The organism is Alloiococcus sp. CFN-8, from assembly GCF_049943125.1.
Classification (GTDB): Bacteria; Bacillota; Clostridia; order Clostridiales; family Clostridiaceae; genus JAEXZL01.
Genome location: NZ_CP188040.1, coordinates 1658687 through 1671522, shown reverse-complemented (window position 1 = coordinate 1671522; position 12836 = coordinate 1658687). Strand labels below are relative to the sequence as shown.

Below are 12836 nucleotides of genomic sequence, written 5' to 3'. Positions count from 1 at the left end.
AGCTTTCACCTCTCCCTATCCTCTAAGGATTTTGCCAACATACTGCATGGTAATATTAAAGGCTCCTATGGATAGCTTAATATTTTCAATAAGTCCATATTTCTTAATCATCTTCATTAAATTCACTGGATTCATAGTTACCTTGTAATAGAGCTTTACAATATTCCAGTAATAATTCCTTATGGATATTTTTGAAGGGACTACAGTTAAATGTGCTAAGTCCCACTTTTCATATTCCTCTCTAGGAATTATAAGCTTGTCCTGATATTCTTCGAAAAGCTTAGTGCCAGGGAGAGGAGTAAAGGGTTGAAGATTGATAAACTTAATATCAATTTTTCTAATCCATTTATATAATCTATCAAAATCTCTGCCATCCCAATCCACTCCAAGAATTAAGGTTCCATAGCATTCAACATCATACTTCTTCAGTATATTTATAGCCCTTTCGTTGATAGCAACACTGCTCTTTTTGTTATATTTTTTAAGCTCCTCTTCGCTGCTGGATTCCAAGCCCACAATTACAGCCCTAAGTCCACAGGTGGCAAATTCCTTTATAATATCCTCATTTTCAGCAATAAAATCTGACCTTCCATAAATGAGAAAGTTCTTATGGATATCATTTTCCCTTAATAAATTGCAAAAATCCAAAATCCTCTTCCTATCAACCAGGAAATCATCATCTACAATATAAAGCTCTCTTTCCTCTATATCCTTAATTTCCTCAATTATGTCCTGAAGGTCTCTCACAAAATATTTGCCATCAGTTATTTGCCTACAAAAGCAGAAGCTGCATTGATAAGGACATCCATAGGAGGTCTTAATAAGGGCGCAGGGATTATGAAACATGTAGTAATATTTATCTCTATATCTAGAAACCAGGCTTCTATTAGGCCTTGGATAATTAAAGGTAGTTTCTTTAATGCATCTACCCTTGTTTTCCTCCCAGATGCCTTCAATAGTGCCTACAGCTTTGTTTCCCTCTAATGCTTCTAAAAGCTCACCAAAGGTCTTAAGGCCATTGCCTCTCACTATGTAATCTATATTTACACAGCTAAAGTCCTCTGGCACTACCTCAGAATGCACTCCCCCTACAACTACCTTACAGCTAGGGTCTACCTTTTTAATCTCCTCTGCATATTCCTTTATTATATTTATATGTGCAATATATGAGGTCAAGCCCACTACCTGAGGCTTATACACCCCAATAAAATGGCTTAAGGGCTTCTTTTCTAAGATCATATCTATGATGGTAACCTTATGACCTAAGGCTTCTGCAAAAGCTCCTAAATATTCAAGCTCTAAGGGCTCACAAATCATAACATTTTGAAGCCCTATAGTTTCCTTATGTGGCTTCGGCCTTACTAATAAAATATTCATTATTAATTACCACCCTTTTTCAGGAGAAATAAAGCTATGGTCGGCATGAAGGCCTTCTCCTTAATATTATTTATCTTTATCATTTGAAGCCTATCCTTAGTTAGCTTTCTCATAGCACTTATTGATAGGTATTTTGCACTGCTGGTGGTGAATTTAACAAAAAACATAATGAAATGGTCATACAGGGAGTTAGCAGAGGCTTGGGCTAAAAATAAATGTCCCTCTTCCTTTAATAAATAATGAAACTTATTTATTGCTTCCTCTTTATTTGAATAGTAGGGAAAGGAATGGGTACACACAATTATGTCAAAGCTGGAAGGCTGTCCATTAAACTCTTCAATACTAGAATTTAAATAATCAGCTTCCCTGTCCTTCTCCTTAGCTGCTTCTATCATCTTAGGTGAAATATCCACCCCAGTAAATTTAATATTAAAGCCAGTAAACTCTTTCTTTATATCTCTAATAAGCTGTCCTGTTCCACAGCCCATGTCTAAAATTCTATATTCTCTATCTTCCTTTATGATCTCTTTAAGCTCTTTTATAATGTCTCTTCTTGTAGGTGATAATGAATATTTTTGAACCCATAGCCTTTCATATTTGTCGGCCCAAAAGTCCCATATCTTTACTCCAATCATTGGTTATTCTCCCTTAAACACTTGAAATTTTGCCTGTAATGGCTTATAGCTAAGGCTTCCTATAAAAAGCCCTATGAAATATCTCACAATAGAGCTTGGATGATATATATGCATATATTTTCTCTGATGAATAGCACCAAGTTTCATTTTAGTATCCTCAGCAGTTTGTCCAAAATCTATGGAGGAGTATTTATTTTCAATTCCATAGCTTAATATAAAAATCAGCATATTCATGTACAAATCATATTTATGATTCAAGGAATAATTGAGGCCTCCAAAAATGAAATTAAGCTCATTATTGATGCTTCCCATTTGAACAAAAGCTGCGGCCTTATCCTCTATATAAAACACATATATTTCAGAAGGTATATCTCTAAAGAAATCTATGGTCAGCTTCTCTAGCTTATAATCAGATTTTTCATATACCTCTTCATAAAGTGCATAAAGCTCCTCATTAAAATTAGAGTTACATTCAAGCTTTCTAACCTTCAAGTCTCTGCTCTTCTTCATTGCAGAATTTAACCTATATCTATAATGACTTCTAAGGTCTTTCTTATAATCCTCAATGCTGTCCCAGTTTATATTAAGCTTACAGGTAGGCAGTGTTTCCCCTGTTATAAGCTGTTCACTGAGAAAGCTATCATCGGAATTTAAAATAATGTAGCTGCCCTTTTCCTTTTTTATATAGTCCACCATTTCCTGAATATCATCTTCATGGACTTTATAGCCGCTCTTTGCCACGGAGCAGGGAACTCCTATTATATTGACCTTTAAATTCAGCTTTAATTTAGAATAGGAGAATATGTCCAAAACCAATTTATAGACAACAAAAGCGCTTCTATCATTTATAATCACATAGCTTTGGCTGCAGGGATTGGAGTGTTCTAGAATGCTTAAAATATTTTTAGATAGGTAGCTGCTTTCAGAAAAGATATTGTCCCATTTCTCGGGAACCTTAAGGATTTCATCAAAGACTTCTATCATAATTCTCTCTATACCTCTATCTCATATACTTTATAATGCTTGTACTCTTCTTCCGCCCACTTTACACCGAAATTTTTAGATTTAAAATTGCTGTTTAATATCCAGCTGGTTTCATAATGGTCGTATCTGTTTTTTGTGTAGTTATAGCATTGATTAAATAAGCCTAAAATTGCTCCAGTGTTTTGATATTCACTTAAGACTCCCATTTCTATAATCTTAAAGGTATCTATCTTATCAGAAAACAGCTTGTTTTTTACAAAGGTATCAACACCTATGTTCTTCCCCTCAGGAATCAATTGATTATAATCTGGATACCAAAGCATAAAGCCTATAGGCTCTCCATCCTTAAGTACAAAGATTAAATTTTCCTCCTTAAGAAAAAGCTTCAGATCCCTGAATAATTCATAATCCTCCTGATAGCTACGCTTAAAATAGAAGGGATGACTACTAAAAATCCTATTATTTAAATCCGTATATATTTTTAAATCATCCTTAAAATTCCTGAAGCTGATATTTCTGAAGGTAAACTTCGAATTTATCTTTTCTATAACTCGCTTATAGGAATTAAAATTAAAGCTGTCCATTTCTCCGCAATAGGAAACTAAGGTATGTTCATTAGACTTATACTTACTAAAATAATCTATATAATAAGGCGGGTTGTAATTGCTCCCGAAGCTTAAAGGAAGGTCATAATTATCGCTTAATAATCCGAGACCATAGTTTACATGTCCATTTAATCCAACGGTAATGCTGGGTATATTTCTTTCTCTACACATATCTTTTGCAGTATCTATAATGAAATCTACAGCCTTTTGGCATCCTGGCAGAGCTTCAAAAAAGGCAATTTGAAGCACATCCTTGTAATTATCTGCCTGGATGAAGGTAGCTGCTGCAGAAATTTTATTATCATCAAAAACCATAACGGGACATATGAATGCATGCTTACTAAACTCACTTTTACCTGTGAGAATAGGCTTTAAAAGAACAGATATAGAGTCCTTATACCCGCTATTATCTTTGTATATATCTTTTATAAAGCGCAAATAAGCTTTATAGTTATTTTTATTGCATTGAATCAGGTGCACAGCATTTCCTCCAATTATGTTAAATCTTAGTCTATTATAGCATATTAAAACCTAAAATTTCACATTCTTCAGCATTCACTGAATATATATCAAAAATCATGTTTCTCCGTTTTTTCCTTGTCTACTGATAGTGAATTTCCATATAGGCAGGAGATATTATAGATTTACAAAATACAAAAAAATCCAAATAATAATGTATATATCCTTAAGACTGTGATACTATTTTCCTATATTACATTTACAAATTTTCCTATGTAATAAAATAATTAATCTATAAGCTGCATATAGGTTTTATGCAAGCTTATGGATAGCTGTACTAAGATATATTTAAGGAATAATTAAACGAAAGGAAGGCCGTATGATTTATTTAGATTATAATGCTACAACACCGATAGATAAGGAGGTTGCCGAGGCTATGTTACCATACATCTATGGAAACTACGGTAATCCTTCTAGTACCCATGAGCTGGGAGTGGCTTCAAAAAAAGCCGTTGAAACGGCAAGGCTTCAGGTTGCTGATTTAATAAATTGTTCTCCAGAAGAAATAATCTTTACAAGTGGCGGAAGCGAATCAAACAATATGGTTATCAAGGGCGTAGCTCAGACATACAAAACTAAAGGAAATCATATTATTACATCACAAGTGGAGCATCCTGCTGTGCTTAATCCATGTAAATATCTTGAGAAGCTAGGATATGAAATAAGCTACTTACCTGTGGATCAGTATGGAATAGTGGATATATCAAAGCTAGAAGGTATGATTACCGATAGGACAATACTTGTGACCATTATGCATTCCAATAATGAAACTGGAACACTTCAACCAATAAATGAGATTTCTGAGATCTGTGAAAAACATAATATATTGTTACATACAGATGCTTCACAATCCTTAGGGAAAGTACCTGTTGATGTTACTGCTCTAGGCGTTGATTTCTTAACCATCGCAGGACATAAGCTATATGCACCTAAAGGGATTGGAGCGCTGTATATTAGGAAGGGTATAACCATTGAACAATTGATTCATGGTGCAGGTCATGAAAATGGAAGACGTGCTGGTACAGAAAATATTATTTTTGATGTTGCCTTAGGGAAGGCATGTGAAATTGCAAAGAATGAATTGAAAAATGATAATATCAAGCTTTTAACTGATTACTTTTATAATAAGCTTAAAAATATCTTTGGAGATAGAATACATTTAAATGGTCATCCTAAAAAAAAGCTTCCTAACACATTAAACATAAGCTTTCTAGGTTTTAATGGACATGAGATTTTAGGCAGCTTAGATAATGTTGCTGCATCCACAGGATCCGCTTGCCATTCAGGCAATATATCAATTTCACCTGTTTTAAATGCAATTGGAGTTTCTGAAGATATAGGACGTGGAGCTGTACGATTTAGCCTGGGAAGATATACAACAAAAGAAGAAATTGACACTGTTATTGAGCAAGTAAGTAAAATTATATAAAAAATAGGAACTCATTTTTCCAATGAAAATCCGCAAGTTCTTCACAAGATAATGACCGATGGCTACACCATTTGCAAATACGCCAAAAACCCAACATTAAACTGTTTAATGTTGGGTTTTTGAAAACTAAGTTAGAAATATTGATAATAAAGTAGTAGTGTTCTTTCGCTCTCCAGTTAGAAAGCGCTTATTCTTTACGGATTTATTTTACAGTTTTATTGATAAAATCAACTTCATACAGACGTTCTCCGTATTTCATTTCATCATCAGTAATGGTACCCTCTGTGAGAGAGATACGAAGAACAATTGAGCTTGGATTATCTTCGTCGCCAACTTCATCGAACCAATCGAATATTTTTTTAAACTTGGCTCTGATTTCCGCATTCTTCTGGTCCTTAACCCAACCTAGATTTTCAGCCGTACCTTGTAAAGCGTACCAACCAAACCCGCAGACGGAAACCTCATTGTTCTTCTCAATTTGCAGCATTTTATTCTTTTTTGCGTCCGTAGAAACATAAAATGCCCCGTCTTCATAATAGGCGCATACCATACGGGCAGAAGGACGAGGGTTACCGGCAGCGTTAGGGGCTACTGATATTGTCGCAAGGGCAATAACTTCTTCTTTACCATTTCCGCAACGCTCCTCCATAAGTTTCATGGCATTTTCATACTTGCTCATTTTAATTCTCCTTTAATTTTAATTATTTTATGCTGCAATTATTGTCAAACCACTTTGAAAGCGATCCAAGACTTACAATTCCAGCTTTAGCCACAAAGCAGGACGAACACCGCCTGTACATTTACCATCGCTGATGTTGCCTTTCAGTATATTGTTACCGTGGATTCCTATATTACCGTCGGTCCCGAAGATGTACACGGCTTTTACATTATCGCGGCCTGGCGACCGAAGCCACCACCACCAACTCCCTTCTTTGCCAAGAAGTCTTGCTATTCGCTTACTGTTGTTTTCATCTTTTCTTTGATACCAGTATCTTTGATTTTTTCCTCGGTTTTGTAGTTTTGAACGACTATCTCCAAAATACTTGCACACTTCCTCAATACTTAATAAAAATATACTATCTTCTGTATCTGCTCCTCCCTTGGAACCATACCACTGATTGTCCAGATTTTTATTTAACACCGGAATTATTCTTGATTTATCCGTTACATTGAGTTTGTCATAGAATTCACCATTAAGATATTTTCGGAGTGAGCAGTCAGACCATGTTATATCTTTATAAGCATCATGATAAGATCGTTGTTCTATTATTTCTTCAGTTATAACCAAAGCAGCGTTATTTTGTATGTCAAGTACTCTCCAATTATAACCGCCGAATGATAATGATGAGTCGATTATAATATCTTCCATTTAATCATCTCTTTCTTTTTAATAGATAATCAACCTTACCCTTAGGACTTATTCTTTGTCCTTCTCCTTTACTCGTTTTACTAAAGGCACGGGTATCTCCAAAGGAACTCACTGTGATTTCTGTCTATCATTTTAGTATAAGGCCTCCCTGCGGAGACAGATTAGATACTAGACACTATTATTAAGTTATATTTTCTATAAATGGACTAATAATTACTATCTATAATTATATCTCATATATACATTTTTTGGTAAACTATTGAAATAAAAAATTCCTCAGACACATTATAACTAATGGTATAGGAACTTTATATTCTACTTATTATCTCTTATTTTTTATTATCCAGTTTTAGTAAAAATCGCATTTACTTATGTCATATCCTCATTAATTGAGGTTTTATTTTCATTAAATATGTTCTGATTGTTTTCTGCCTTTCTTATACTATTTTCTGTAATCCTCTCTAATAAACGGCTCTTCAATGCTTTCAGAAATAAGCAATTTGTATTTCTGCGGCTGACGGTATGCGTTGCCATGGACTTCTTGACTTCTGTATTCTCTTATTTCATCAATAGGAAAATCGGCCATATAAATCCCTTCTCGCTCACCAGCCTCAATAATAAGAGTATCTCTTGAACCAGAATCAGAGGGCTTGTATGCAATCCCATCAAAGGCAGTAGAATGACCATTGCAGTCAGGCTTTCCTTTTGGATAATTTACTGTTGCAATGCCTACCATATTTTCATATGCCCTTGCCCTCAGCTGTGAAAGACGATTTATCTCCATGGGGCAAGCATTTGGCACTAAAATAATCTCAGCACCTTTAAGCATAAGAACTCTTGCACTTTCAGGAAACTCTCTGTCATAGCAAATCATTGCACCTATTTTTACATCACCCTGTTCTGTATCTAAGTCGGCAACATAAAAATCATCTCCTGGCGTTAATCTGCATTCATCACCAAAATCACAGGTATGTACCTTTGCATAGGTAAGTACATTTCTGCCATAACGATCAAAGAGGCAGAGGGTGTTCCTTGGTAATGGCTCATACTCCTCAAGGAAGGTTATTCCGATAGCCATATTAAGCTCCCTTGCAAGCTTACCAAAGGAGTTAACAAAATCACTATCAGCAGCTACAGCAGATTCTTTCAATTTTGTTATATCTTCAGGAATACTATAGCCAACACTCCACATCTCAGGAAACAACACAATGTCTGCACCCATTTCCTTAGCCCTTCTGCAATATTCTAATCCCTTTTCCTTATTTCTCTCTAAGGTATCCTCAGGCAATAGCTGTAGCAAAGCTACTTTCAGATTTTTCATAGTACCCACCCCTTTAAATTACTATTTATTGAAATGACTTATTGTTTTTATTTTAGCATATTTTGTAAAGAGGGTTATTACTAATGATTACTTATTGTAGCTTATAAAAAATAAAATAAGTCATAACTCATGTGCCTGTCACCCTCTTGATTTCCTGTTTTTAATCGTTTATACTGTAATCACCATAAAGAGTGCGCGAGAGACAAGCTCGTTGACCGCACAGCAACCTGCCAAAAGGTAAGGTGCTAATGCTTGTATGATGGGAGGTAATGTTCAGATCGCAACTCCCATCATTAACAATGGGAGTATTTTTATGCCCTCTTTGTGGTAAACACATTTTAAGGAGGGCATTTATTATGCTTAAAAATAATCGTACACTTGAAAACTTGCTTGAACCGAACTGCAGAATCTATCTTTACCTTGCAGATGAAGAAACTTCTGCTGATTTTATTAGAAATGCAGATAAAGAGGGTTTTACTTTCGGAGATGGTGTAAAAGCTTCGGAAAGAAAACCCGATCCCATAATGGCTCTAAACAATGATAAGACTATTAACTATCTTGGCATGGCAGGGAACTTAGCATTTCACAATCCTGCAGCTTCAAGCACTTATTTGGTAAGAGTGGATTATAGAAAATACTTATCAGGAGAAGAAAATTATATGTACACAACTACTTCAAAAGAAAATAGATAGCCGAACCTCTTTGTCATCACTCAATCACTATCGAAGAATTTAAAACTATCCATGCAATCTTTAAAAAATATAAAGGAATGAACCCTCTCTAGTTCTAAAAAAAACAGACCCCAATCTCAATTAGAGAAAGGCGGTCTGTTGCTGTTTCATATATTCTTACTATGAAGTATCATCCTATTTTCAGTGTTCAACTGCTTTAAAACCATCACTATCGATAAACTCCATATTATCAGGAAGATCATCAATAATATATTACGGGCTATAACGAAAAAAATAAGTCATAACTCATGTGCCTGTCACCTCTCTCCAAAGAAATCCGCCAGCATGTTTTTGAAGACCTTTTGTTGCATTTCGAATGCTCTTTGAGTTTATACCTGTTTCTCTTGTGGCTTCTGCAATGGAAGCATATGTTTTAATGATTACCATATCTTTAGATAGCTGTACAACTGCATGTCCCTTAGGCTTTTTGGGTACTTCAATCTCCACTTTTCTAACTTCACTTTTTCTCATTGCCTCTTGAAGTTTCATCTCTTTTTTCTTTTTCTCTTCTTGTTGCTTATATAAAAGATAAACCGCCTTATCTCTTAATTGCTCAAGTCTTACAGGCTCACAATTTTTATCTTTACCTCGTTCTATTCCTTCGTTGAGAATATCTATTTTGTTATCATAATCCTTTAATCTATGATAGGCCATAGCATATGATTCATAAAGCATAGGAGAACAATAACCGTTATATCTTGCCTTATCATATAAGAAGATGGCCTCTTCTGTGTATTTAGCTTTTCTTAATTCTTCTCCCTTTTCCCAATACTTATACCCCTCCTCAACTCCCTTGCTCCAGTCATTGAGGTTGTGTATGCTTTCAAGGGGAACTCTATTATTAACTGGATTTATGCTAATATCATATCCCTGTACAAAGTCTTTGGTATTACTTCCATCCTTAATTGATGATTTTGAGTTATAAGCATAGCTACGGCGTTTCTCTGCAGCAATCAAAAGTTCTTCCACCTGTGCTGAAGTAAGAGTTTTCAGCATCACTATGCTATTTTTTGCTTCTTCTTCACACCGTTTTTTATCTCCATAATAACGTATGGCAAATTCACTAATTCTATGGTAATGCTCCACAATATATTCAGTTAATGATTGTAGATCAAAGGGACTGTGAAAATATAATCTCACGAAATCTTCACCGCCCTCACTCTTTAAGCAGGGTTTTGAATAAAGAAAGGTATCTTTTAAAGCACTTTTTTTAACAATAATGTAATTTCCCTTGAGTGTAAATTTAAACCTTAAAAACGAAAGAATGTTAGTGATATCAACATAATTTCTACTATCCCTTATGAAACCAATCCACTGAGTATCTCCACCATTTTTAGCAATTATGTCCTGAATATAGGCACATACCTCTAACTCCTCATCGGTAGGTATATTTTTCTCCATTTCTTTATACATTCGTTCCTTTTCTTCGTCCTTCAGCTTCAAAAGCTCCCAAAGAATCCTTCCACATACTTCCGAATCAGAAACTGCTCTATGTACATGTTCATTGACTATTCCAAAATGAGCTGCCACTGTATTTAGCTTATAATTTTCTATGTCTATGATCAAGCTTCTAGAAAGCTCAAGAGTATCAACATAATCAATCTTTGCATCATACCCCAAACGGATAAAGGTTTCTGACAAAAAGCTGATATCGAACTTTGCATTATGAGCACAAATAACAGTCTGTCCATTCAGTGCGTCTCCTAAAAAATTAATAAGCTCTGAGTACACCTCTTTTTCTAGTGGTGCAGAGCTTATCATATCGTTGGTAATATGATTAATTGCAGTAACATTAGGGGAAATGCTAACTTCTGCATTCACCAACGAATTATATTTTTTTACCACTTCCCCTTCCTCAAATATCACCGCACCCACTTCAACAATTCTATCTACATATGGATTTAATCCCGTTGTCTCTACATCAAGTGCTATATATCTTTTTTTCAAGTTATCAGCAGTGTGGTAACCTAAATTAATATTATAAGATGATACAGATCCTTTCTCTATATCCTCTACCGCCTTCACTGGTTCCACCTCTACTATTGGCTCCACTGATTCAATCTCTACTATAGGTTCAATCTTATTATTTTGTTTTATCTTATTTATTATTGTTTTAAATAGTCTGTCAATAAACCCCAAGTTGTTTACCTCCTGTTAATTAGAAATAAAGCTTATTAAAAAATATAGTTTAATTAAACTAATACAACCAAAAACAATCCACGAGCTATTATATCATCACATACTAGCTTTAAGCTGTTATTTAATAATACTGATATTTTCGCAAATAACTCATAACTCATGTGCCTGTCACCTCTTGCTTGGGCTTTCCTATGTCCATGTTAATTATTCAGGTAAATTTTTAATGGCACTTAACTACCCTACAGAGTACCCTGAAGATGGAATGGTTCATGAATATGACTTATATAAAGATACTTTGGTTCCCGTTAAAGCAGATGATGTTTTCCAATCTCCTGCATACTTTAAAGATGATAAGGCTTATTACTATAAATGGAATGAAGGTTTTTTCGTAAAGGACTTCAATAGTGGAATAGAAAAGAAAATCGCCGAACCAGTAGCAAAGGATTCTTCTGGGAAAATCACTAAGGATTACCTTATACAAGGATCAGGCTATACTTATGATAAAGAAGGTAACGGATGGATAACCATCTATAACTTAGAGGGGGAAGTTCTAGAAAAGATAGAGCTAAAAACTGATGAGGATTCTTTTTATATGGGGTTTTTGAACTTTGAAACCAGTGACAGACTATTTTTTGCCGTGGTTAAGTTAGATGGCACAGAGGATGTTTATTATATATTGAAAAAAGATATTGGAAGTGGAAAAACTAATTGCATATTCAGCTATACTAATGGAAGCTCACGGGTGTATGTAGACCCTGAAAAGCAATAATGGTTAGTTAGGAAATAATAATGCGAAAAATAATTAAATAAAATAAAAATATTAAAGCAGTAGAAGATAATCTACTGCTTTAATATATCCCTATAAAAAATAAGTCATAACTCATGTGCCTGTCACCACTAGTATTCTATACTTAATAAACAAAGCGCGTCTGCACTGGCTTTATGACCTACATCTTTCATATCCTTAGACTCAAAAGCTTTCTGAATTGTATTCATAGGTAATTGACCAAGTCCCACTTGAATTAATGTACCTACTATCACTCTTTCCATATTTAATAAAAATCCATTTGCTGTCATAGTAATAATAATTTCATGACTAGTTTCGCTTACATCAAGAGAAATTATTTTTTTAATTGATTTCTTTGTTTTCTTATTAGTAGTAAAAGCTAAGAAATCATGTTCACCTACAAGATTCTTTGCAGCTTTTTTACTTTTAGCTACATCTATTGTTTGATTCATTAAGTTAACATATTGCCTTTCAAACAAAGGACGATTAGGAGCATCTTTCTTCCATAATCGGTATTCATAAGTTGCACTTTTCATTAAGTATCTACTATGAAATCTTTCATCAACAGTTTCTACTGATAATATAATAATATCATCAGTTAAATATTTTTCGAAATAATCAAAAATTTCTTTTGTGCTTAACCTACTATCTGGTGCTATAAAATTAACAATTTGCCCTTTAGCATGTACCCCAGCATCAGTATTAACTGCACCAATAACCTCTACCTCTTTTTCATAGAGCTTTGATAATATCAATTCTAACTTACCTTGAATACTCTTTTCCAAGTTATCTTTGGATTTATTAAACCCTATATATCTTCTACCATCATAAGCTATCATCATCTTATAATTTTGCATTTGAACCCTCCTTTTCCTAAATAACAATCAATACATTTTATCATACATTAAGATAGGTTCATATATGTAAACATTTATTATTG

12 protein-coding genes and 1 riboswitch are annotated in these 12836 nt (G+C 34.3%); of the genes, 3 read left to right on the top strand and 9 right to left on the bottom strand.

Going from position 1 to position 12836, the window contains the following annotated elements:
- Positions 1–15 precede the first annotated feature (15 nt).
- The 4 genes from ACPWSR_RS07610 to ACPWSR_RS07595 are packed head-to-tail and all read right to left on the bottom strand — an operon-like array spanning position 16 to position 4081.
- On the bottom strand, positions 16–1377 hold the full coding sequence (locus ACPWSR_RS07610; RefSeq protein ID WP_426351081.1) for a B12-binding domain-containing radical SAM protein: 1362 nt from the start codon (positions 1375–1377) through the stop codon (positions 16–18).
- A gap of 2 nt (positions 1378–1379) precedes the next feature.
- A complete protein-coding gene (locus ACPWSR_RS07605; protein WP_426351080.1) occupies positions 1380–2012 on the bottom strand; it encodes a class I SAM-dependent DNA methyltransferase in 633 nt (210 codons plus the stop codon).
- A 3-nt stretch (positions 2013–2015) separates the two neighbouring features.
- Positions 2016–2996: a hypothetical protein gene (locus ACPWSR_RS07600; RefSeq protein ID WP_426351079.1), complete on the bottom strand. Its 981-nt coding sequence runs from the start codon at positions 2994–2996 to the stop codon at positions 2016–2018.
- Positions 2997–3004: 8 nt separating this feature from the next.
- On the bottom strand, positions 3005–4081 hold the full coding sequence (locus tag ACPWSR_RS07595) for a hypothetical protein (RefSeq protein WP_426351078.1): 1077 nt from the start codon (positions 4079–4081) through the stop codon (positions 3005–3007).
- A gap of 358 nt (positions 4082–4439) precedes the next feature.
- Between ACPWSR_RS07595 and ACPWSR_RS07590 the strand changes: the two genes are divergently transcribed.
- On the top strand, positions 4440–5549 hold the full coding sequence (locus tag ACPWSR_RS07590; protein ID WP_426351077.1) for a cysteine desulfurase family protein: 1110 nt from the start codon (positions 4440–4442) through the stop codon (positions 5547–5549).
- 202 nt (positions 5550–5751) lie between these two features.
- On the opposite strand, the gene ACPWSR_RS07585 is transcribed toward ACPWSR_RS07590, so the two are convergent.
- From ACPWSR_RS07585 to ACPWSR_RS07575, 3 genes are all read right to left on the bottom strand, one after another.
- On the bottom strand, positions 5752–6228 hold the full coding sequence (locus ACPWSR_RS07585) for a pyridoxamine 5'-phosphate oxidase family protein (protein ID WP_426351076.1): 477 nt from the start codon (positions 6226–6228) through the stop codon (positions 5752–5754).
- Between the two features lie 72 nt (positions 6229–6300).
- Positions 6301–6918 (bottom strand): DUF6273 domain-containing protein, encoded by a 618-nt coding sequence (locus ACPWSR_RS07580; RefSeq protein ID WP_426351075.1) that lies wholly within the window; start codon positions 6916–6918, stop codon positions 6301–6303.
- A 442-nt stretch (positions 6919–7360) separates the two neighbouring features.
- A complete protein-coding gene (locus tag ACPWSR_RS07575; RefSeq protein ID WP_426351074.1) occupies positions 7361–8239 on the bottom strand; it encodes a carbon-nitrogen hydrolase family protein in 879 nt (292 codons plus the stop codon).
- Positions 8240–8418: 179 nt separating this feature from the next.
- Positions 8419–8502: riboswitch (SAM riboswitch) on the top strand.
- Positions 8503–8538: 36 nt separating this feature from the next.
- On the opposite strand from ACPWSR_RS07575, the gene ACPWSR_RS07570 reads away from it, so the two are divergent.
- Entirely contained in the window at positions 8539–8931 is a 393-nt protein-coding gene (locus tag ACPWSR_RS07570) for a hypothetical protein (RefSeq protein WP_426351073.1), read from the top strand.
- Positions 8932–9216: 285 nt separating this feature from the next.
- On the opposite strand, the gene ACPWSR_RS07565 is transcribed toward ACPWSR_RS07570, so the two are convergent.
- Positions 9217–11109 (bottom strand): exonuclease domain-containing protein, encoded by a 1893-nt coding sequence (locus ACPWSR_RS07565; protein WP_426351072.1) that lies wholly within the window; start codon positions 11107–11109, stop codon positions 9217–9219.
- 223 nt (positions 11110–11332) lie between these two features.
- Between ACPWSR_RS07565 and ACPWSR_RS07560 the strand changes: the two genes are divergently transcribed.
- Entirely contained in the window at positions 11333–11878 is a 546-nt protein-coding gene (locus tag ACPWSR_RS07560) for a hypothetical protein (RefSeq protein ID WP_426351071.1), read from the top strand.
- A gap of 128 nt (positions 11879–12006) precedes the next feature.
- Here ACPWSR_RS07560 and truA read toward each other — a convergent pair whose 3' ends face one another.
- Positions 12007–12753: a tRNA pseudouridine(38-40) synthase TruA gene (truA, locus tag ACPWSR_RS07555; protein WP_426351070.1), complete on the bottom strand. Its 747-nt coding sequence runs from the start codon at positions 12751–12753 to the stop codon at positions 12007–12009.
- Between the last annotated feature and the right edge of the window lie 83 nt (positions 12754–12836).